The sequence below is a fragment of the Streptomyces sp. NPDC091289 genome (assembly GCF_044757365.1).
Classification (GTDB): Bacteria; Actinomycetota; Actinomycetes; order Streptomycetales; family Streptomycetaceae; genus Streptomyces.
This window is the reverse complement of the sequence record NZ_JBIVUT010000008.1, coordinates 236,905-256,497: the sequence shown is the minus strand read 5'-3', so window position 1 is coordinate 256,497 and position 19,593 is coordinate 236,905. Positions and strand designations below refer to the sequence as shown.

Annotated in this window: 19 protein-coding genes and 1 pseudogene; 7 read left to right on the top strand and 13 right to left on the bottom strand. The window is 72.3% G+C overall.

Features of this window, described 5'->3' with window-relative positions; genetic code table 11:
* Positions 1-40 precede the first annotated feature (40 nt).
* From ACIQPT_RS13195 to ACIQPT_RS13170, 6 genes are all read right to left on the bottom strand, one after another.
* Positions 41-1,432 carry a hypothetical protein gene (locus ACIQPT_RS13195; RefSeq protein WP_401155581.1) on the bottom strand — a complete coding sequence of 464 codons (1,392 nt, stop codon included), beginning with the start codon at positions 1,430-1,432 and terminating at the stop codon, positions 41-43.
* Between the two features lie 14 nt (positions 1,433-1,446).
* Positions 1,447-2,529: a hypothetical protein gene (locus ACIQPT_RS13190; protein ID WP_401155489.1), complete on the bottom strand. Its 1,083-nt coding sequence runs from the start codon at positions 2,527-2,529 to the stop codon at positions 1,447-1,449.
* On the bottom strand, positions 2,526-3,614 hold the full coding sequence (locus tag ACIQPT_RS13185; RefSeq protein WP_401155487.1) for a hypothetical protein: 1,089 nt from the start codon (positions 3,612-3,614) through the stop codon (positions 2,526-2,528). The genes ACIQPT_RS13190 and ACIQPT_RS13185 overlap by 4 nt, the downstream gene beginning before the upstream one ends.
* Positions 3,615-3,639: 25 nt before the next feature.
* Positions 3,640-4,374 (bottom strand): peptidase, encoded by a 735-nt coding sequence (locus ACIQPT_RS13180; RefSeq protein WP_401155485.1) that lies wholly within the window; start codon positions 4,372-4,374, stop codon positions 3,640-3,642.
* A 206-nt stretch (positions 4,375-4,580) separates the two neighbouring features.
* On the bottom strand, positions 4,581-5,072 hold the full coding sequence (locus tag ACIQPT_RS13175) for an ATP-binding protein (protein ID WP_401155483.1): 492 nt from the start codon (positions 5,070-5,072) through the stop codon (positions 4,581-4,583).
* A gap of 202 nt (positions 5,073-5,274) precedes the next feature.
* Positions 5,275-5,643 (bottom strand): STAS domain-containing protein, encoded by a 369-nt coding sequence (locus ACIQPT_RS13170; protein ID WP_189525497.1) that lies wholly within the window; start codon positions 5,641-5,643, stop codon positions 5,275-5,277.
* A 285-nt stretch (positions 5,644-5,928) separates the two neighbouring features.
* Here ACIQPT_RS13170 and ACIQPT_RS13165 point away from each other — a divergent pair, with 285 nt between their 5' ends.
* Together ACIQPT_RS13165 and ACIQPT_RS13160 are read left to right on the top strand one after the other, a co-directional pair.
* Entirely contained in the window at positions 5,929-6,927 is a 999-nt protein-coding gene (locus ACIQPT_RS13165) for an RNA polymerase sigma factor SigF (RefSeq protein ID WP_401155481.1), read from the top strand.
* A 189-nt stretch (positions 6,928-7,116) separates the two neighbouring features.
* Positions 7,117-7,836 carry a hypothetical protein gene (locus ACIQPT_RS13160; RefSeq protein ID WP_401155480.1) on the top strand — a complete coding sequence of 240 codons (720 nt, stop codon included), beginning with the start codon at positions 7,117-7,119 and terminating at the stop codon, positions 7,834-7,836.
* On the opposite strand, the gene hutI is transcribed toward ACIQPT_RS13160, so the two are convergent.
* From hutI to hutU, 4 genes are all read right to left on the bottom strand, one after another.
* Entirely contained in the window at positions 7,799-8,971 is a 1,173-nt protein-coding gene (gene hutI / locus ACIQPT_RS13155; protein WP_401155478.1) for an imidazolonepropionase, read from the bottom strand. The two genes, ACIQPT_RS13160 and hutI, sit on opposite strands and share 38 nt — an antisense overlap.
* A gap of 101 nt (positions 8,972-9,072) precedes the next feature.
* Entirely contained in the window at positions 9,073-10,440 is a 1,368-nt protein-coding gene (locus tag ACIQPT_RS13150) for a formimidoylglutamate deiminase (protein WP_401155477.1), read from the bottom strand.
* Positions 10,431-11,711, bottom strand: a complete 1,281-nt coding sequence (locus ACIQPT_RS13145; RefSeq protein ID WP_401155475.1) for an allantoate amidohydrolase — start codon at positions 11,709-11,711, stop codon at positions 10,431-10,433. The genes ACIQPT_RS13150 and ACIQPT_RS13145 overlap by 10 nt, the downstream gene beginning before the upstream one ends.
* Positions 11,711-13,369 carry a urocanate hydratase gene (gene hutU / locus ACIQPT_RS13140; RefSeq protein WP_401155473.1) on the bottom strand — a complete coding sequence of 553 codons (1,659 nt, stop codon included), beginning with the start codon at positions 13,367-13,369 and terminating at the stop codon, positions 11,711-11,713. Before hutU ends, ACIQPT_RS13145 begins: the two co-directional genes overlap by 1 nt.
* Before the next feature lie 404 nt (positions 13,370-13,773).
* Between hutU and ACIQPT_RS13135 the strand changes: the two genes are divergently transcribed.
* From ACIQPT_RS13135 to ACIQPT_RS13120, 4 genes are all read left to right on the top strand, one after another.
* Complete coding sequence (locus ACIQPT_RS13135; RefSeq protein WP_401155471.1) at positions 13,774-14,214, top strand: hypothetical protein; 441 nt, start codon at positions 13,774-13,776, stop codon at positions 14,212-14,214.
* Entirely contained in the window at positions 14,211-15,026 is an 816-nt protein-coding gene (locus tag ACIQPT_RS13130; protein WP_401155469.1) for a winged helix-turn-helix domain-containing protein, read from the top strand. Before ACIQPT_RS13135 ends, ACIQPT_RS13130 begins: the two co-directional genes overlap by 4 nt.
* A 38-nt stretch (positions 15,027-15,064) precedes the next feature.
* Positions 15,065-15,538 carry a roadblock/LC7 domain-containing protein gene (locus ACIQPT_RS13125; RefSeq protein ID WP_401155468.1) on the top strand — a complete coding sequence of 158 codons (474 nt, stop codon included), beginning with the start codon at positions 15,065-15,067 and terminating at the stop codon, positions 15,536-15,538.
* A gap of 102 nt (positions 15,539-15,640) precedes the next feature.
* A complete protein-coding gene (locus tag ACIQPT_RS13120; RefSeq protein WP_401155467.1) occupies positions 15,641-16,015 on the top strand; it encodes a hypothetical protein in 375 nt (124 codons plus the stop codon).
* Between the two features lie 42 nt (positions 16,016-16,057).
* On the opposite strand, the pseudogene ACIQPT_RS13115 reads toward ACIQPT_RS13120, so the two are convergent.
* The 3 genes and pseudogenes from ACIQPT_RS13115 to ACIQPT_RS13105 all read right to left on the bottom strand — a co-directional run bounded on the left by ACIQPT_RS13115 (position 16,058) and on the right by ACIQPT_RS13105 (position 17,917).
* Positions 16,058-16,596, bottom strand: a pseudogene (locus ACIQPT_RS13115) (hypothetical protein).
* Between the two features lie 173 nt (positions 16,597-16,769).
* The gene (locus ACIQPT_RS13110) at positions 16,770-17,615 is read right to left on the bottom strand and encodes a MurR/RpiR family transcriptional regulator (RefSeq protein WP_401155465.1); all 846 of its coding nucleotides are present in this window, start codon (positions 17,613-17,615) and stop codon (positions 16,770-16,772) included.
* Between the two features lie 143 nt (positions 17,616-17,758).
* Positions 17,759-17,917, bottom strand: a complete 159-nt coding sequence (locus ACIQPT_RS13105; RefSeq protein ID WP_401155463.1) for a hypothetical protein — start codon at positions 17,915-17,917, stop codon at positions 17,759-17,761.
* 683 nt (positions 17,918-18,600) lie between these two features.
* Here ACIQPT_RS13105 and ACIQPT_RS13100 point away from each other — a divergent pair.
* Positions 18,601-19,584 carry a LuxR C-terminal-related transcriptional regulator gene (locus ACIQPT_RS13100; protein WP_401155461.1) on the top strand — a complete coding sequence of 328 codons (984 nt, stop codon included), beginning with the start codon at positions 18,601-18,603 and terminating at the stop codon, positions 19,582-19,584.
* Positions 19,585-19,593: the final 9 nt, after the last annotated feature.

The window sequence follows — 19,593 nt, the reverse complement described above, 5'->3', positions numbered from 1 at the left end:
TGCGGCGGCCCCTCGGCCTATCTCCGGAGGGCCGGGGGGCTCAGCGCATGCCGCGCAGCTTCCGCCACGGGGTGAACGTGAACACCGCGCCGCCCAGCAGGATCGCCGTGCCGGCGACCAGGCCGAGCGCCCGCAGCGCGCCGTCGGCCTCGGCCCCGGTGTCGGCCAGGCCGCCGCCGGAGTCCGTGCCGCCGCCGGACGCCGCCGCTCCGCCGGAGCCCGCCGCGCCGCCGTTCCCGCTGCCGCCGGACGCGCCGCCCGGCTGGGCGGAGGTGTCCAGCTCCAGGGAGACCGCCACGTCGTCGGGCGGGGTGCAGGTCGTCGTCGTACCGGCGGCCATCACCGTCAGGACGCCGGGGCTGAGCGTGGACTTGCCGCTCGCGCCGGGCTTGTACGTGCCGGTGAGGTCGGGGATCTCGATCGGGGCCCCGGTCTTGATGACCTCCTTGTTCAGCGGTCCCTCGACCTTGACCGTGCCCTGGTCCGCGCCGCCCAGCTTGACGTCCATGGACGGTTTGACCTGGCCCGCCGGGATGTCGATCGGGCTGTCCATCACGGACTTGCTGAACTCCACCGTCAGGTCGTAGTCACCGCCGTTCTTCTTGGCGCTGATCCGGACGGGCGAGGTGGCGTTCTTGTCCCCGATCGGGGTCTTGCACGCGTAGGCGACGGACACCTCCTCGCCGGGGAAGTCGGTCTCGCCGCCCCCGCCGCCGGTGCTCCCGCCGGAGTCGCTTCCCCCGGAGTCGCCTCCCCCGGAAGCGGTGCCTCCGGAGTCGCTTCCACCGGAGTCACTTCCTCCGGAGGTGGTGCCGCCCGCGTCCGTGCCGCCGTCGGCGCCGCCGGTCGTCGTACCACCGGTGTCCGCGCCTCCGGAGGTCGTGCCGCCGGTGGTGTCGCCGCCGCCCTCGGTGACCTTGATCGTGGCGCCGGGCTGGACCTCCTCCTTCGGCGCGCACTTGGTGTCGGTGGAGATCGGCTTGGACACGTTGATGTTGTACGCGCCCGGCGTCAGCGTGATCTCCCCGGCGGCCTCCAGCTTCAGCGTGCCCTTCATGTCGGGCAGCACCATGGGGCTGTTCTTCGGAATGGGCGGGTTCTGCCGCGGGCCCTCCAGCTTCAGTTCGCCGCTCGCCGCACCGCCCAGGGTGACGGTCCCGGTCGGCTTGACCGTGTCCGCTCCCAGGTCCAGCACGTCCGGGTTCTTGGACGCGGCCTCGACCGTCTTCCAGACGACCTCGATCTCGTCGCCCACCTTCGCCTCGGCCGGGGCGGTCAGCTCCACCTTCGTGGTGCCCTGCACCGCGGGCAGTCCCGAGATCGGCGGCGGAACGCACTCCGTCGCGTAACTGACCTCGGCGGCCTGGGCCGGACTCGCGGCCATCAGGATGCCCGCGCCGCCGAGCATCAGCGCGACTCCGGCCGCGCTCATCCTCCGTTGCGTGCTCACGCTTGTCCCTTCGTCGTGGGTCGGGGTCGGTTCTCTGACGGTGCGGAATCCGGGGTGAACCAGGGCAGCACGGCCGTGGCCCCGTCCTGGCTGTCGCTCGTGGCCGTGTGCCGGCGCGGCTTCGGCCTCCGCCACGCGGCCGGCGTCGGCGTACGGTGCGAGCCGGCGGGGCGGGGCCTGACCTTGTCCACGACCGCCATGCCGATACGGAAGACGGCCGCCGGGACGACCAGGCAGAGCAGGACCCAGAAGAGCGTGACGCCCCAGGGGCGGCCGACCCCCCACGGCTGCTCGGCCAGCACTTTCTCCCCGTACCGCAGGGAGACCTGGTAGTCGCCGTGCGCGCCCGCGGACAGTTCGACCGGCAGCTTGATCTGCGCCTTGCCGCCGGGGGCGACCGTGCCGCGCCACTGACGTTCCTCCCACTGCGGCGCGTAGACGCCGTGCGCGGTGCCGATCTCGAAGACGGGGTCCTTGACGGGGGCGGAGCCGAGATTGCCCACGGTGAAGACCAGGTGGCGGGCGGGCGGGGCCCCGAACCAGGTGAGCAGGGAGCTGTCGCCCTCCAGCCGGGTGGTGGCCAGCACCGCGAGCTTCCCGCCGCCGGTCTGCCGCGGCAGCTCCGCCGTGGGGTGGCCCGCCACCGCGAACACCGCGTCGGCCAGCGTCTGTTCGCCCGTCACCGTGGCGACGTGCACCACGCAGGGACATGGCTTCGGCGGTTCGGTGACCGGGAGCTTCTTGCTGAAGGCGCCCTTCTTGTCGGTCGTGACGGCGCGGCCGTCGGCGTTGGCACAGGAGTTGGTGCCGCCGATCACGCCCCGCTCCGGCGTGGACTGCCCGCAGATCAGCAGCATCAGCAACGCCTCGGCGCGCCATCCGCTGCCGCTGACGGTGATCTCGCCACCCTTGCCCGCCTCCTTCTTGGACAGGGTGACGGTGGGGTCGCCGTCGGCCGCCCGGGCGTCCGGCGCGGTGAGGACGAACAGGGCGGGCAGGAGCGCCAGGAGGGCGGCCAGGAGCAGGAGGGCGGGCGACGCGGTGCGCCGGAGGACTCGGGGGCCGGGCTGCTGCGTCACGATTCCGCTCCCGCCTTCACCAGGGGTCCCGCCTTCACCGAGGGCCTCGTCTCTGTCTCTGTTTCTGTCTCTGTTTCTGCTTCTGTTTCTGTGGTCGGTTGTCGGTCGCCTGCCGATTCCTTGTCCGGCGGTTCCGGTTCCGGGTCACCCCGCCCGGTTCGTCGTCGCCGCCGGTACGCGCCGGAGCCGAGCACGGCCAGGGCGCCGAGGACCAGCAGTCCGACGCCGACGGCCGGGGCCACCGGGACGTACGTCGCGGAGGCCTCCGCCTCGTCCCGGGCGCCCCCCGGGGCGGTGACCCTCAGCCGTACGGTGACCGCGTCCAGGGCCGGGGCGTCGGGCCAGGGTTCGGTCCGCTCCACCCGGCGGCCGGGGGCCAGCTCCAGCGGCAGGGGCCGTTCCGGGCGGTCCAGCAGCGTGCCGAACACCCCGTCGACGCGGACCGCCAGCCGGGGCTCCAGCATCGCGTTGCCCCGGTTGACCAGGGCGTACCGAATGGTCCCGCCGGATATCTCGACGTCCTCGACGGTGAGCGCCGCCAGCGTCGCGCCGCCGATCCGGACCCGTATCGGTACGCGGACCTCCTCGCCCTCGTCGACCGCCACGACCTCCCCGGAAGCGTCGCCGGGCACCGCGTCGGGCGGCACCGTGAGGGCGAACGGCACCTCGGCACGGGTCCGGGCCGGGACGGTGACGGTGTCCGTGCCCGTGTCTGTGCCTGTACCCGTGCCTGTCTCCGTGCCCGTGCCTGTGTCCGTCTCCGTGCCCGTGCCCGTTTCCGTGGCGAACCGGATCCAGGACCCGGCCCGGCCGTCGCCCCGTAGCCGTACGGTCAGCGGATCGCGTCCGGAGTTGGTCACCGCGAGGCGGTCCTGGAGGACCGTGCCGGGGGTGCCCTCCAGATAGACGTACGGCCTGGCCTCCCGGTCGGTGCCGCCGGCGGGCCGGGCCGTCCAGTCCGCCGGGCCGTCGTCATCGGCAGCGGCCGCGGCGGCCGGGAGCGACGTGAGCGCGCACAGCAGCGCGGCGAGCACCGCCGTGAGGACGAGCAGCGCCCGGCGGAGGCGCGGGATGGGTGGCGACATGGGCGGCTCCTCTGCCGGGGAGGGATCAGCCTGCGGAGCGCTGCCCTCGCCGGGTCAGCCAGAGCACTCCGGCCGCGCCGGTCAGCAGCACGGTGCCGCCGAGCGTGCCGAGCGCCGCCGCCGAGTCCAGCGGGCCGGTGCGGGGCAGTTCGCCGCCGCCCGAAGCGCCGGCCGAACTGCCGCCGGTGGAGCCACCTGTGGAGCCGCCATCCGTGGATCCACCGCCCGTGGAACCGCCGTCCGATGAACCGCCCGACCCCTGGACGTCGAGTTCCAGGGAGGGCCCGGGGCTGTTCTTGGGCGTACAGGTGGTCGTCGTACCGAGGGCCTTGATGGTGAGGACCCCGGCGGTGAAGGTGACCTTGCCGCTCTTCTTCGGGGTGTACGTCCCCGACAAGTCACTGATCTTGATGGGGGTGTTGGCCGGAATCGCCTCGGCGTTCGCGGGACCGGAGACCTGGACCTTCCCCTCCTCCGCGCCGCCCAGCTCGATCACGGCGCTCGGATTCATGGCCCCCTTGCCCAGTTCGACCGGGCTGGAGGAGACGCCCTTCTGGAAGGACATGGTGAGCTTGTAGCCGGCGCCGCTCTTGACGCCCTTGATATCGATGGGCGAGACCGCCCCCTTGGGCCCGATGGGCGTCACGCACTGGTAGTTGACGTCCACGACCTCGGCGTGCGCGGCGGGCGCGCCCGCCACCACGATCGATCCTGCCAGCGCAGCCGCCAGCGCGAGAGTGGTCCGCTTCTGGTTCGACACCTCGTGTTCCCCTCATGCCGGACGCCGCCGCGCGCCATGATCCTTACGGGCGCGCATTACTGACGGCACATCAGATTTGGCGCTCAAGGTACGCCCGGGGCCTGATGGAGGGAAGACAAAGAGCGCGCCGATCCGGCGCGCTCTTGTCGGTGCTGGTGAGAGGTGCGCCGGAGGCGTACCGGTGAGGTGTACGGGTGGGGGCGCGGCTAGGCCGGGGCCGCCAGCTCCGCCCAGACCGTCTTGCCCGGGGCGTCCGGCGTACGCAGGACGCCCCAGTCGAGGCAGAGACGCTGCACGATGAACATGCCGTGCCCGCCGGGCCGACCCGCGCGGTGCGGCGTGCGGGGTGCGGGCTGTCCGGCTCCCCGGTCGACGACCTCCACCCGCAGCACCTTGGGGGTGCGGCCGATCCGGAGCTCCTCGGGGCCCTCCGCGTGCAGACAGGCGTTGGTCACCAGCTCGGACACGACGAGCAGGACGTCCTCGGCGGCGGCCCGGCGGTCCGCGCTGGAGGCCGGGAGCCAGCCCCAGTCGTGCAGCGCCTGCCGGGCGAAGTCACGGGCCGTCGGAACGATGCCGCCGGCCTGCCCGAGTGAGAGCGTGCGCCACTGCCGCTCGGCCGGGGCGGGCGAGGCTGCGCCCGCTTCGTCCGGCTCGCGACCGAGGTCGCCCGGCGGATGCTGCCGGGTGGTGCTCATCAGCGCTTCACCTCACCGATTCGCCATGTCGCCATGTCGCCGTTGAACAGATAGTGATCAGTTACCGAGTGTGCCGGAGCCCTCGCGGGGCACCGCCGGGGTGTCTCCTGCCCTGCCGTTTCGCAACAACACCCACTTGGGGCACACGATCGCGTGATACAGCCGACATCGGAGACGTCCACGGTCGCACGCTCATGCCGGGTCAGGTGGCCAGGGCCTCTTCGAGCGTGGCGTGGACGGTGAAGACCGCCTCCGCGCCGGTGATCTCGAACACCCTCGCCACGACGGGCAGCATTCCGGCCAGATGAACCCCTCCTCCGGCCGCCTCCGCCTTGAGACGGGCGCCGAGCAGTACGTTCAGCCCGGTGGAATCGCAGAAATCCAGGCGGGAGCAGTCGACCACCAGGCGTGACCGCCCCTGCTCGACCGCACTCTCCAGGGGCTCGCGCAGCAGATCGGCGGTGTGGTGATCGAGCTCACCCACCGGCGTCACGACCTCGCTGCGCCCCTCGGTCCGGGCGTCGACCTGAAGCCGACCCCGGTTCGCACTGCCGACCGTCCCGCGGTCCATGCCTGTCCCTCTTCGCCGTTCGTCACTGTGCGCGTCACTGCCTGTGCGGCTGTATGCGTAGCTGCCGCCGACGTGCGTAAAACAGTACGCGTTCCGTTCGCCACGCGGTAGTCGGAGACCTCAACAAACCGGACATATAGCAGTAATTGGCGCTTGTCACTGCTGGCCAGGACCGGGTATGGGTAGAGGGACACCTAAAACACGACCGGCTTTGGAGGCGCCGCTTCACCGCAGGAACACGTATGGGCATCGGCAGCCATATGCCGAGAACGATGGAGGAGAACCATGTCACCCCGGCTCGACGAAGCGCGTACCCACAACGCGTCGTCGGCATGTCCTCAGGGACCGACCAATTCCGACTCCCCCGCCGCGAGCGCCGTTCCCGGCCCGCGCACCAGCTCCACCAGCACCACCAGTGCATCCGGCACCACTGGCACCACCGGCACCACCTCAGACTTCTCCGGCGCGGCCGGCGAGGGACTCGAAGGCCTTCCCGAGATCCCGCCCTACGCCGAAGTGGGAGCTCTGGACGCCAGGGCCCTGTCGAAGACGCTCTTCGAGCGGCTGGAGTCCCTCGAAGAGGGCACCCACGAGTACAGCTACGTACGCAACACCCTCGTCGAGCTGAACCTCGCGCTCGTCAAGTTCGCCGCCTCCCGGTTCCGCTCCCGCAGCGAGCCGATGGAGGACATCGTCCAGGTCGGCACGATCGGCCTGATCAAGGCGATCGACCGGTTCGAGCTGAGCCGCGGGGTGGAGTTCCCCACCTTCGCGATGCCGACGATCGTCGGCGAGATCAAGCGCTTCTTCCGTGACACCAGCTGGTCCGTGCGCGTGCCGCGCCGGCTCCAGGAGCTGCGGCTCGACCTGGCGAAGGCGGGCGACGAGCTCTCCCAGCAGCTGGACCGCGCGCCCACCGTGGCGGAGCTGTCCGAGCGCCTCGGCATCACGCCGGAAGAGGTCGTCGAGGGCATGTCCGCGAGCAACGCGTACACCGCGAGCTCGCTGGACGCCAAGCCCGAGGAGGACGACAACGAGGGCGCCCTCGCGGACCGCATCGGCTACGAGGACCACGGGCTCGAAGGCATCGAGTACGTCGAGTCGCTGAAGCCGCTGATCGCCGCGCTGCCCTCCCGGGACCGGATGATCCTCTCGCTCCGCTTCGTCAGCAACATGACGCAGTCGGAGATCGGCGAGGAGCTGAACATCTCGCAGATGCACGTGTCCCGGCTGCTCTCCCGGACGCTGACCAAGCTCCGTAAGGGTCTGACCCTGGAGGAATGACCGCACCCGGCCCCGCCGCCTCGCCACGGGGCTCCACGGGCCGTAGAGCACCGCGGAAGGACCCGCCCCGGATACCGGGAGCGGGTCCTTCCGCGTGTCGGGCGGTGCGCCGGGGCCGGATCGGCTACTCATCCATGCTGAGTACGTCACCGGAGGCGTCCGGTGACCGCCGGCTCCTAGCGTTCGATCATGAACCCGCCCCGGACCCGGATCCGCCCGTGGCCCCATCCCTGGTACCGCACGGCTCCCCGTCGGCGTCGTCCACGTCTTCCCCGGTCCCGCGCCGCCCGCGCCCTCGTCGCCCTCTGCGCGGCGGTCGCCGTGGCGGCGACGGTAGCCGCACTCGCCTGGCTGTGGAACGGTCCGCCCTATCCGAAGGCCGACCCCGACCGCATCGCCGTCCGGCTCAAGGTCCAGGCCCAGCGCGCCTACGACGAGGCCGCGCTGCCCGGCCGGCCCGAGGTGGGGCGCGGCCGGGTGGAGACGGGCACCTGCTACTACCGAGGGCTGCGGAGCCTGGCCCACATCGACCGGGGCCGCCCGGATGTCAGAAGCTTCGGCCTGGCCTGGCAGGTGACGGCCGTCCCGGAGGACGTCGCCCGGTCCGGCCTGCTGCGGATGCGGGCGCGGCTGGAACGCGAAGGCTGGACCCTCGTCGACACCGGCGTGGACCGGCCCGGCTTCCGCTTCCGCAACCCGGCCGGCGAGGACGACGTGCAGCAGGTGGAGCACGTCGACGCGCGCTGGTACCGGGAGACGGGAACGTACACCGTCAGCGCCTACGCGGGCTGCGGGAAACTCCCCGACGGCTTCGACGCGTACGCGTGGCCGGAGCGTGACTGGGTCCCGGCGGCGGTCCCCGGGCCGCCCGTCACACCACCCGCTGTCCGCTCCGCCACACCGCGCTGACCAGCGGGACGCCCGGGCGGTAGGCGAGGTGGACGTGGCTCGGGGCGTCGAGGAGGACCAGGTCGGCGCGGGCGCCGGGGGTGATGCGGCCGATGTCCGTGCGCCGCAGGGCTGCGGCCCCGCCGGCGGTGGCGGACCAGATGGCCTCGTCCGGGGTCATCCCCATGTCACGCACGGCCAGCGCGATGCAGAACGGCACCGACGAGGTGAACGACGAGCCGGGGTTGCAGTCCGTGGAGAGCGCGACGGTGGCCCCCGCGTCGAGGAGGCGGCGGGCGTCGGGCCAGGTGGCGCGGGTGGAGAACTCCGCGCCGGGGAGCAGGGTCGCCACCGTGTTGCCCTGGCCGAGCGCGTCGACGTCCGCGTCGGTGAGGTGGGTGCAGTGGTCGGCGGACGCGGCGTCGAGCTCGACGGCGAGCTGGACGCCGGGGCCGTAGGTGAGCTGGTTGGCGTGGATGCGGGGGTGCAGGCCCTTGGCGCGGCCCGCCGTGAGGATGGCGCGGGCCTGGTCGCCGTCGAAGGCGCCCTGCTCGCAGAACACGTCGATCCAGCGGGCGTGCGGGGCGCAGGCCTCCAGCATCGGGCCGGTGACCAGGTCGACGTATCCGGCGGGGTCGTCGGCGTAGTCGGGGGACACGATGTGGGCGCCGAGGTAGGTGACCTCGTCGGTGTGGCGGCCGGCGATGCGCAGGGCGCGGGCCTCGTCCTCGACGGTGAGGCCGTAGCCGGACTTGGTCTCGAAGGTGGTGGTGCCCTGGCGCAGGGCCTCGGCGAGGTAGCGGGCGACGTTGGCCGAGAGCTCCTCGTCGGAGGCGGCCCGGGTGGCGGCGACGGTGGTGCGGATGCCGCCCGCGCGGTAGGGCTGCCCGGACATCCGGGCGTTGAACTCCTGGGTGCGGTCGCCCGCGAAGACCAGGTGGGAGTGGGAGTCGACGAAGCCCGGGATCACCGCGCGGCCGGCGGCGTCGAGGACGTTGTCAGTGGCGGGTGCTTTGCTGGATTCACCGGTCCAGACGATGCGGTCGCCCTCGATGACGACGGCCGCGTCCTGGATCAGGCCCAGGGGGGTCCCGTTGCCGAGGGAGGGGTCATTGGTGACCAGGCTGGCGATGTGGGTGACGGCGGTGGTCGTCATCTGGAGAGTGTTCTCCTTGCGTTCCGCGAGGGCCGGATCAGCGGGGTGGATCCGGCCCGTGGGGTCCGGGGTCGGTGGTGCGGGGCGGTCACGTCCGGCGCTCAGCCGTGCAGGGCGGCGATGGCTGTCGCCAGCGCCCGGGGCACGTCCTCGATCTGGGAGTGACGGCCGTCCTTCACGATGTGCCGGCCTGCCACGACCGTGTGCCGCACATCAGCGGCGGAGGCGGCGAATACGGCGGTCTCCGCTGCCAGTCGGGGCACCGGTCCGGCCGTTCTGACGGAGTCCAGGGCGATCGTCGTCAGGTCGGCGGGGGCGCCCGGTTCCAGGATGCCCGCGTCGGGGCGGCCGAGTGCGGCGTGCCCGTCGGCGGAGGCGGCCCGGAGCAGGGCGGCGGCGGTCCAGTGGCCCCGGATGTGGGTGCGCAGCCGCTCGTTGAGCTCCATCGCGCGCGCCTCTTCGAAAAGGTCGATCACGGCGTGGCTGTCGCTGCCCAGGGAGAGCGGCGAGCCCGCCTTCTGGAGGGCGGCGGCGGGGCCGATGCCGTCGGCCAGGTCGCGTTCGGTGGTGGGGCACATGCAGGTGCCCGTCGCCGAGGAGCCGAGCAGGTCGATGTCCGCCTCGGTGAGGTGGGTGTTGTGGATGCCGGTGGTGCGCGGGCCGAGGACCCCGTGGTCGGCCAGCAGCCGGGTGGGGGTGCGGCCGTGGGCGGCCCGGCAGGCGTCGTTCTCCGCCGTCTGCTCGGAGAGATGGACGTGGAGCGGGGCGTTCCGTTCCTCGGCCCAGGCGGCGACGGTGGCCAGTTGGTCCGCCGGGACCGCCCGGACGGAGTGGACGGCCGCGCCGATCAGGGTGTGGTCGTCGCCCTTGAGGAGGGAGGCGCGCTCGGCCCAGGCCTCGGCGGTGGTGTCGGAGAAGCGCAGTTGGTGCCGGTTGGGCTTCTCGCCGAATCCGGCGGCGAGATAGGCGGTGTCCAGCAGGGTGATCCGGATGCCGGCCTCGGCGGCGGCCGCGATCAGCGCCTCGCCCATGGCGTTCGGGTTGGCGTAGGGGGTGCCGCCGGGGGCGTGGTGCAGATAGTGGAATTCGCCGACGGAGGTGATGCCGGCCAGGGCCATTTCGGCGTACGTGGCGCGGGCCAGGTCGAAGTAGGTGTCGGGGGTGAGCCGGGAGGCCGTGCGGTACATCAGCTCGCGCCAGGTCCAGAAGGTGCCCGAGCCGACCTGGACGGTGGCGCGCAGGGCCCGGTGGAAGGCGTGGGAGTGGGTGTTGGCGAGGCCGGGGAGGGTCAGGCCGCGCAGCACGGTCGCGCCGGGCGGCGGCGCCTCGACCCCGGTCCTGATCCCGGCGATGCGGCCGCCCGCGACGTCCAGGGTGACGCCCGGCTCGACGTGGGTGCCGAGCCAGGCGTGGTCCATCCAGTACGTCGCGGTGACGGGCGCGCCCGTCGTCCGGTGTGTCAGCTGCACGCGAGACCTTCCAGTACGTCGGCGAGTGCCTCCACCCCGGCCGTGCAGTCGTCCTCGGCGGCGTGCTCGGCGGGTGAGTGCGAGATGCCGGTGGGGTTCCGTACGAAGAGCATGGCGGTGGGCGCCGAGGCGGACAAAATACCCGCATCGTGGCCCGCGCCGGTGCCGAGGACGGGCACGGGCCGTCCCGTGTCGCCGGTCCGCTCCAGGATCCTGCCGAGCTCGTCGCGCAGGGCGTGCTCGAACTCGACGACGGGCGTGAAGGATTCGCGGACGACGTCGAGGTCGATCCCGGCCTTCTCGGCGTACTCGCGGGCGGCGCGCTCGATGCCGGTGACGACGGCGTCCAGGGTGGCCTGGTCGGCGGCGCGGGAGTCGAGCCAGCCGCGTACGAGGGAGGGGATGGCGTTGACGCCGTTGGGCTCGACCGCGATCTTGCCGAAGGTGGCGAGCGCGCCGGTCAGTTCGGCCTCGCGGCGGGCGGCGAGGACGGTCTCGGCGTACGTGAGCATCGGGTCGCGGCGGTCGGCGAGGCGGGTGGTGCCCGCGTGGTTGGCCTCGCCCCGGAAGTCGAACCGCCAGCGGCCGTGCGGCCAGATGGCGGAGGCGATGCCGACGGGGTCGCCGGTCAGGTCGAGGGCGCGGCCCTGCTCGACGTGGAGTTCGACGAACGCGCCGATCCGGGCGAGCCGTTCCGGGTCGGGGCCGATGGTCCCGGGGTCGTATCCGGCGGCCTCCATGGCGGCGGGCAGCGTGATGCCGTCCGCGTCGCGCAGCCGGCGGGCGTCGGCGACGGCGAGCTGTCCGGCGGCGAGCCGGGACCCGACGCAGGCGAGGCCGAAGCGGGCGCCCTCCTCGTCACCGAAGTTGGTGATCGCGAGAGGCCGGGTGAACTCCACTCCCCTGCGGTGGAGTTCGTCGAGCGCGGCGAAGGAGGAGACCACGCCGAGGGGGCCGTCGAAGGCGCCGCCGTCCGGGACGGAGTCCAGGTGCGAGCCGGTGACGACGGCGTCCCCGGCCAGGGGGTCGCCGAGCCAGGCCCACTGGTTGCCGTTGCGGTCGGTCTCCAGGGTCAGACCGCGCGCCTCGGCCTGGGTCCGGAACCAGGCCCGGCAGTCGAGGTCCGCCGGCGACCAGGCGTAACGCCGGTAGCCGCCGCTGTCGGGGTGGCGTCCGACGGGGGCCAGCTCCCGCCACATCGAGAGGAAGGAGTCACCCGCACGCCACTGCCGCAACGTGCCGGGCGCACCCCCGGAGGTGCCCGTGGGCATCAGTTGCCCTCCGTCATCGGGACGCGTACGCCCTGGTCGGCGGCGACGTTCTCGGCGATGTCGTAGCCGGCGTCCACGTGGCGGATGACGCCCATGCCGGGGTCGTTCGTCAGGACGCGGCGGATCTTCTCGCCCGCGAGCTTCGTGCCGTCCGCGACGGAGACCTGGCCCGCGTGGATGGAGCGGCCCATGCCGACGCCGCCGCCGTGGTGGAGGGAGACCCAGGAGGCGCCGGAGGCGACGTTGACCATGGCGTTGAGCAGCGGCCAGTCGGCGATGGCGTCGGAGCCGTCGAGCATGGCCTCGGTCTCGCGGTACGGGGAGGCGACGGAGCCGCAGTCGAGGTGGTCGCGGCCGATGGCCAGCGGGGCGGCCAGTTCGCCGCTGGCGACCATGTCGTTGAACCGCTCGCCGGCCTTGTCGCGCTCGCCGTAGCCGAGCCAGCAGATGCGGGCGGGCAGCCCCTGGAAGTGGACGCGCTCGCCGGCCATCTTGATCCAGCGGTGCAGCGACTCGTTCTCCGGGAAGAGCTCCAGCATCGCCTTGTCGGTCTTGTGGATGTCGGAGGCCTCGCCGGACAGCGCGGCCCAGCGGAAGGGGCCCTTGCCCTCGCAGAAGAGGGGGCGGATGTAGGCGGGGACGAAGCCGGGGAAGTCGAAGGCGCGGTCGTACCCGGCGAGCTGGGCCTCGCCGCGGATGGAGTTGCCGTAGTCGAAGACCTCGGCCCCGGCGTCCATGAAGCCGACCATGGCCTCGACGTGGCGGGCCATCGACTCACGGGCGCGCTGGGTGAAGTCGGCGGGCTTCTCGGCGGCGAGGTCGGCCATGTCGTCGAAGTCGACGCCGAGCGGGAGGTAGGCCAGCGGGTCGTGGGCGCTGGTCTGGTCGGTGACGATGTCGATCGGCGCGCTCTCGGCGAGCATCCGGGGCAGCAGTTCGGCGGCGTTGCCGAGGAGGCCGATGGAGAGCGGGCGGCGGGCGTCGCGGGCCTCGACGGCGAGCTGGAGGGCGTGCTCCAGGTTGTCGGCCTTCACGTCCAGGAAGCGGTGCTCGATGCGGCGCTCGATGGCGCGCGGGTCGACGTCGATACAGATCGCGACGCCGTCGTTCATGGTGACGGCGAGCGGCTGGGCGCCGCCCATGCCGCCCAGCCCGGCGGTCAGGGTGATCGTCCCGGCCAGCGTCCCGCCGAACTTCTTCGCGGCGACGGCGGCGAAGGTCTCGTAGGTGCCCTGGAGGATGCCCTGGGTGCCGATGTAGATCCAGGACCCGGCGGTCATCTGGCCGTACATGGTGAGGCCGAGCGCCTCCAGGCGGCGGAACTCCTCCCAGTTGGCCCAGTCGCCGACCAGGTTGGAGTTGGCGATGAGCACGCGCGGCGCCCACTCGTGGGTCTGCATGACGCCGACCGGCCGCCCGGACTGGACGAGCATCGTCTCGTCCTGCTTGAGGGTCTCCAGCGTGCGGACCATCGCGTCGAACGAACGCCAGTCGCGGGCCGCCTTCCCGGTGCCGCCGTAGACGACGAGCTTGTCGGGGTGCTCGGCGACCTCGGGGTCGAGGTTGTTCTGCAGCATCCGCAGGGCGGCTTCCTGCTGCCATCCCAGGGCGGTCAGTGCGCTGCCGCGCGGTGCCCGTACGGGGCGGGGTCCTGACATGGCGGTGCCTCCTCGCGACGGTGAAAATCTATTCACATCCTGATGCTCTGAATAGACGTAGTCAACAGGGGCGGTGCGCGCCGCGTCCGGGAAGGCGTGATCCCTGCCGTCCCGGCGGCCGCCCCCGGGACGATCGCCGCCGCTCGAGCCTGCGCCCGGGGCGTCGATTTCCCGCCGAAACTCTCCCCCGCTTCCTACCGGCGGGATCGAGGGGCCGACGACACCACCTCGCCCCCGAGCACCTGACGGGACACCGGCCGCCGTCCCCACCGCAGCTTTCCGGCCGTCCCTTTACACCGCGATCCGCATGTACCAAGGGAAAATGCCAGAACTTCCACCTGGAGTAAGTACGTTGCGTAGCCTCTGCGTTACAGCCGTACGCCACGTCGGGAGGGGAGATCCGCGTGCCCGGAATCGACGAGTGCCTGCTCGAAGTCATGAGGCTGCCCGGCGCCCGGGGCGCCTCGGTGGTCGACTGGACGAGCGGTCTCGCCCTCGGCACCATCGGGGAGTCCCCCAACGGCGACCACGAGGCGACCGCCGCCGAGACGGCGGAGGTCGCCCGGATGACCGCCGAACAGCCGGCCTTCACCCACCTCGCCGCGGAAGCTGCAGCGGAAGCGGCAGCGAAAGCGGAGGACGGCGGCCGGTCCGCGGACCCGCCGAGCACCCCCGTCGAGGACGTCATCGTCACCACCCACGACGGGTACCACATGCTCCGGTTCGTCGAGACGGCTTTCGACAGCAGCGTCTTCCTGCATCTGTGGCTGGACCGCTCCGAGGGCAATCTCGCACTCGCCCGGATGCGGCTCGGCGAGCTGGCCGAGCGCCTGGTGCTGGCATGAGCGCGATAGCCGCCGACCTCGACACCCCCGGGACGGACCGGCTCCCGGTCCTGAGCCCCATGCTCCAGCGCCTCGCCGCCGAGCGGGCCACCGGCGCCCTGATGCGCGACCGCGGCACGCTCTACCTCGCCGACGGCCAGGTGGTGCACGCCGAGAGCCCCGCCACCCCCGGCATCGACGTCCTGCTCACCACCGGCGGGACCCTGCGGCACGAGGGCTGGTGGGACGCCGTGGCCCAGGCCGGGGCGCACCGCCGGGTCGGCCGCTATCTCGTGGACAGCGGTCATGTGCCGGGCGGCGCGCTGGAGTTGTGCCACCTGGGCGCGCTGTACGACGCCGCGTTCTTCGCCCTCGCCCCGACCGGGACGCCCGCCCGCTTCCGTTACGGGGTCGCGCACTGGATCGGTCCGGTGCGGCCCGTCCCGGTGGCCGCCGTGGAGCGCGAGACGCTGCGCAGACGGGAGTTCCTGGACCGGATCTGGCCCGACCCCGCCTGCGACAGCGCGCCGCTCCGCCGGCCGGCGGCCCACCCGTCCGACGCCCCGGTCCCGGCCCGGCAGCGCCGGATCCTGGAGCTGGCCGACGGGGTCCGTACGGCCTCGGACATCGCGCAGGCGCTGGGCCGTTCGGCGTTCCACATCCTGGTCGACCTGCGACGGCTGGCGGCGGCCGGCCTGGTGGAGGCGGTCCGCGCCCAGCCCCTGCCGGACGCCTCCGCTTCCGGATCCGGCCGGATCACGCTTCCCGAAGTGACGGCCGACCCCGATATCGCCCTGCTGCGCCGGCTCCGAGACGCATTGGAGGCCCTGTGATACGCGCGCTCAGACAGCGTGCCGGGAGGAGACAGCTGATGGTGCCCGAGGCCGAAGTACGTGATGTCCTCGACGAGCTCCAGCGGTTACGGGCCCGGGTCCCGCTGCTCTCCGGGGCGCTGGCCGCCTCCACCGACGGGCTGGTCCTGGCCCACGACACCCCGGGCGTCGAGGCGGAGGGCGTCGCCGCCCTCACCGCCGCCGCCCTCGGCGTATCGATCCGGATGACCGACGCCACCGGCCGGGGCGGCTTCCGTGAGCTGCTGGTCCGCGGCGGCAGCGGCTACATCGCCACCTACGCCGCGGGCTCCTCCGCCGTTCTGACCCTGCTGGCCGAGGACCGCATCAACGTCGGCCGGCTCCATCTGGAGGGCCGCCGCGCGGGCGCCCGGATCGGCGAACTCGTCGACGCCGCGCTGGCCCGCACCGAGCGCCCCGCCACCGCCGCCCGCGCCGCACCCCCGCGCCCCGCCACCGCGCCGGACCGCGCCCTGCCGCAGCGCCCCACGTAGACCATGCCGCACCGCCCCACGCGGAAGCCCGCCCCCACGCAGAAGCCCGCACAGAATCGGACCCGGTCACCGCGACCGGCCAGGGAAAGGAAACGAGCCTCCATGGCGAACACCGAAGCGTCACTGAAGGAAGCGATGAGCTCGATCGAGGGCACCACGGGTGTCGCCCTCGTCGACTACACGAGCGGGATGGCCCTGGGCACGCTCGGCGGCGGCAAGGACTTCAATCTGGAGGTCGCCGCCGCGGGCAACACCGATGTGGTCCGCGCCAAGCTCCGCACCATGGAGCAGCTGGGCATCAAGGACGGGATCGAGGACATCCTGATCACGCTCGGCACCCAGTACCACCTGATCCGGCTGCTCAAGTCCCGTGGCAGCAACGGCCTGTTCCTCTACCTGGTGCTGGACTCCAGCCGGGCGAACCTGGCGATGGCCCGCCATCAGCTGAAGAAGATCGAGGCCGACCTGGAGGTCTGAGCACCCCGGAATCTTCGCGACCTTCGGGAACGCCGGAAGCACTCACCGGCGGCGACGCCGCGCCCCGCCCGGCGCGGCGTCCCCCGCCTCCGGGCCCGTCGTCCGGTGGGCCTTCACCCGCTTGCCGACCGGGCTCCCGGGTCCGGACCAGTCGGTGCGCACCCAGTACAGGACGTCCTCGCGGCGCTCGCGCTGTCCGATGCGTACGGCCTTCGCCCAGAGACCGGCGCCCGCCCCCGCGAGCATCAGCCCGCCCGCGCCCGGCAGCGCGAACGAGGACGCCACCGCGACGACGAACGTCCCCAGCAGCCACCACCTGCGCCCGCGCCGCCACCCCCGTACGGTCACGGCCCGGTCCTGGAGGAAGTCGCCCCGGCCGGCACGCGAGGCGCTCCGGGCCAGCTCGGCGTAACGCTTCCCGCGCGCCAGGGCCACGACGGCGGCGGTGACGAGGAAGAGCGCCGCCCCGGCCAGCAGCCCGATCCGGCGACCGGTCAGCCCCGGGACGAACGCCCCGGCCGCCGCGGCACCAGCCCCGCCCACCACAGCGGCGCCGCCCCGGCCCGTACGGTCACGGCCACTCTCGCCAGCGACTGTCCTCCGCGCCCCACGTCCGTACCCCTCTCACTCCGCGATCTCCGCGATCTCCGCGATCCCGCGCACCGCCGATCGTGCGGTGCTTCTGGGCGCGGAGATTAACGGCCACAGATGAGCGATGCCTGAGAATCCGCGAAAGGGCCGGGTGCGGGGGCGCTCACTCCACGAACAGGCCGCGCGTCGCCGCCCGTACGTCGAACTCCTCCAACCGCGCCTGGGCGTCGGGGAGTCCGTCGCACATCGCCTCCAGCAGCACCCGGCCGAGGAGCATCGGCGCGCAGACGGTGTCGAAGGAGAGCCCCGAGCCGATCGCGGCCGGGAGCAGCAGATCGCTGTGCTTGGCGACGGGCGCGAAGGCGGAGTCGGCGACCGTCACCACGGTCAGCCCCTGGTCCCGGGCGTACGCGAGCGCGTCCACGGTCTCCTTGGGGTGGCGCGGCAGCGCGAAGCACATCAGGGCGGTGGCCCCGGCCCGGCGGGCGGAGTCGATCCGGTCGGGCAGCATGCTGCCGCCCTCGTCGAGGACCCGGACGTCGGGGTGCACCTTGGCGGCGAAGTACCCGAACCCGCGTGCCTGGGAGGAGGCGGCGCGCAGCCCCAGCACGGGCAGCGGCCGGGAGCCGGCGAGCAGTCGCCCGGCCCGCTCGACGGGTGCGGGGTCGGCGAGCACGTCACAGAGGTGCTGGAGGTTCTCGATCTCGGCGCGGACGGCCTGCTGGTACTCGTTGTACGTCTCCCCCGCGTCCTCCTGCTCCGCGTCGGCGGGCGCGACCTCGCGCAGGTGCCTGCGCAGCGCCGGATAGCCGTCGAATCCGAGGGCGACGGCGAAGCGGGTGACGGAGGGCTGACTGACCCCGGCGAGCTCGGCCAGCTCGACGCTGGAGAGGAACGGGGCGTCGGCGGCCCGGCGGACCATGCAGTGCGCGATGCGCCGCTGGGTGGGTGTGAGCCGGTGGCCCTCGAAGAGCCGCTGCAACCGCGCGGCGGGGCTGCTCCCACTCATGCTGTCCCCTTGCTGGATCGGTCGCGCCACGACCGGCGCCGACCGTTCTATTCAGCCAGGAAGGTCGCTGTATGTCCATATGCAGGGGCAGGGCGGGGAGAGGGGCGGGGGCGGGGCGGGTCGGGCCGGAGAGCCTCCTCGGCTCACGGGCCCCAGATGAAGTCGTCGGGCGTCGCGACGACGGGCGGCGCGGCGTCGGCCTTCACGTGGGTGGCGGCACCCGTGCCGACACCGGCGAAGGATCCGGCCAGCACGATCAGGGAAACCAGCGAAAGGGTGACAAAGGAGACTGCTCGAGACATGGCGATACTCCAGGAGAGGCGTCGGGTGGTTGCTTCGCGATTCAGCCGGCTGCCGTGGGGCCGACCGGCTGGCGATGCCTAGAGACTGGCCGCCCGCGCCCCGCCCTGTCGCTGTCCGACGCTGGCAGGAACCGCACTGTCACCATGACGCCAATCCAGGAGACCCCGCCCAGGGCGCTGACCGGTCTCTTTTCCCGCGTGGCAGTGTCGTGCCTGGCCTCGACATGTCACTCCGCCACCGGCGCATAAAGCTCCGCTATCCGGCAAAACTCACCATCGACCCAAAAAGGTCGGAGAGAGCGCCAGGTCATACATACGCGGACTTCGCGATCACCTGGATTTGATCACCGGCCCGCTGATCTCCGAACCCATGCTTTGGTAATCAAGACACCGGGAACGGATAAAGGTTTCCCATTAAACGTTTTCCTCTGTCGATGGCGCGACCTATGATCTCCCCGACACCGACTGGTACGTTGGCGTTCGAATGACTCGGGGGAGTTCGAAACGGCGTATGTGGCTTGGCAATCATGGGACGAATACGAGCAGGGCATCCACGGATGTCACTGCGCCCCTGCACTGCCAACCTCACCTGACGCTGGGCAGCTACGACCGCACGGGATCAACAGGACCTCGCACTCCCCTGATCCCCCGTTGTATCCGCACCAGCCACGAAAGGTGAAGGCATGCTGGAAGCCCTCGGCCTGGAACCCGCTGCTGAAGTCGTCTACCGCGCCTTCCTGGACTCGCCCCAGCAGGGGATCGATGATCTGTGCCGTCGCTCCGGACTCCCCGGGAGCGCGGTCCGCGCCGCTCTGGACCAACTGGCCCATCTGCACCTGCTGCGCCCGACCGGGCCGGGGGCGGACACGCTTCGCCCGGTCGATCCGGGGGTGAGCCTGAGTGCCTTGTACGCGCGCCGGAGCGCGACCCTGACACGTCGCCAGAGACAACTGGAAGAGGCCAAGGAGTCGATCGCCGCACTGGCCGCCGAGTACGGAGGATCACGGCGGGAATTCCTGCCCGAGGTCGCCGAATGCCTCGACGGCATCGAAGCGGTCCGGGAACGCCTGGAGGAATTGGCGGCGAACACCAAGGAGGAGTGCCTCTCCTTCGTTCTCGGCGGCGCCCAGCGGCCCGAGGACATGTCCGCGGCCAAGGGACTCGACGAACTGGCACTGGAGCGTGGCGTATCCGTCCGCTCGATCTACCAGGACAGCCTTCGCAACGACGCGGCCACCGGCGGCTATGTCCGATGGCTCAACTCGCTCGGCAGCGAGACCCGCACCGTGCCCGTCCTGCCCATGCGCATGATCATCGTGGACCGGAAGGCCGCGGTCGTCCCCCTGGAACCGGGCAACGCCCTCAAGGGCGCGCTGGTCCTGCACAGCCCGGGCGTCGTCGCGGCCCTGGTGATGCTCTTCGACGAGGTGTGGAAGAACGCCTCCCCCTGGGGACAGCCGCTGCCGAAGGACCACCGCGGCCTCGGCCCCCAGGAGCGGGAACTGCTGCGGCTCCTCGCCGAGGGCTGCACCGATGAGGTCGCCGCACGCCACCTCGCCGTCTCGCTCCGCACGGTCCGCCGGCTGGCCGCCGACCTGATGACCCGTCTGCAGGCGCACAGCCGTTTCGAGGCGGGCGTGCTCGCGGCCCGGGAAGGGTGGGTGTAGCCGCCCTTC

Excerpts from the sequence above, each read along its gene's own strand:
- ACIQPT_RS13105 (WP_401155463.1), bottom strand. The coding sequence starts at position 17,917 with ATGTCTCGAGCAGTCTCCTTTGTCACCCTTTCGCTGGTTTCCCTGATC.
- ACIQPT_RS13125 (WP_401155468.1), top strand. The coding sequence starts at position 15,065 with ATGGTGCCCGAGGCCGAAGTACGTGATGTCCTCGACGAGCTCCAGCGG.
- ACIQPT_RS13120 (WP_401155467.1), top strand. The coding sequence starts at position 15,641 with ATGGCGAACACCGAAGCGTCACTGAAGGAAGCGATGAGCTCGATCGAG.
- ACIQPT_RS13170 (WP_189525497.1), bottom strand. The coding sequence starts at position 5,643 with ATGGACCGCGGGACGGTCGGCAGTGCGAACCGGGGTCGGCTTCAGGTC.
- ACIQPT_RS13160 (WP_401155480.1), top strand. The coding sequence starts at position 7,117 with ATGAACCCGCCCCGGACCCGGATCCGCCCGTGGCCCCATCCCTGGTAC.
- ACIQPT_RS13130 (WP_401155469.1), top strand. The coding sequence starts at position 14,211 with ATGAGCGCGATAGCCGCCGACCTCGACACCCCCGGGACGGACCGGCTC.
- ACIQPT_RS13165 (WP_401155481.1), top strand. The coding sequence starts at position 5,929 with ATGTCACCCCGGCTCGACGAAGCGCGTACCCACAACGCGTCGTCGGCA.
- ACIQPT_RS13100 (WP_401155461.1), top strand. The coding sequence starts at position 18,601 with ATGCTGGAAGCCCTCGGCCTGGAACCCGCTGCTGAAGTCGTCTACCGC.
- ACIQPT_RS13175 (WP_401155483.1), bottom strand. The coding sequence starts at position 5,072 with ATGAGCACCACCCGGCAGCATCCGCCGGGCGACCTCGGTCGCGAGCCG.
- ACIQPT_RS13145 (WP_401155475.1), bottom strand. The coding sequence starts at position 11,711 with ATGCCCACGGGCACCTCCGGGGGTGCGCCCGGCACGTTGCGGCAGTGG.
- ACIQPT_RS13110 (WP_401155465.1), bottom strand. The coding sequence starts at position 17,615 with ATGAGTGGGAGCAGCCCCGCCGCGCGGTTGCAGCGGCTCTTCGAGGGC.
- hutI (WP_401155478.1), bottom strand. The coding sequence starts at position 8,971 with ATGACGACCACCGCCGTCACCCACATCGCCAGCCTGGTCACCAATGAC.
- ACIQPT_RS13195 (WP_401155581.1), bottom strand. The coding sequence starts at position 1,432 with ATGAGCGCGGCCGGAGTCGCGCTGATGCTCGGCGGCGCGGGCATCCTG.
- ACIQPT_RS13185 (WP_401155487.1), bottom strand. The coding sequence starts at position 3,614 with ATGTCGCCACCCATCCCGCGCCTCCGCCGGGCGCTGCTCGTCCTCACG.
- hutU (WP_401155473.1), bottom strand. The coding sequence starts at position 13,369 with ATGTCAGGACCCCGCCCCGTACGGGCACCGCGCGGCAGCGCACTGACC.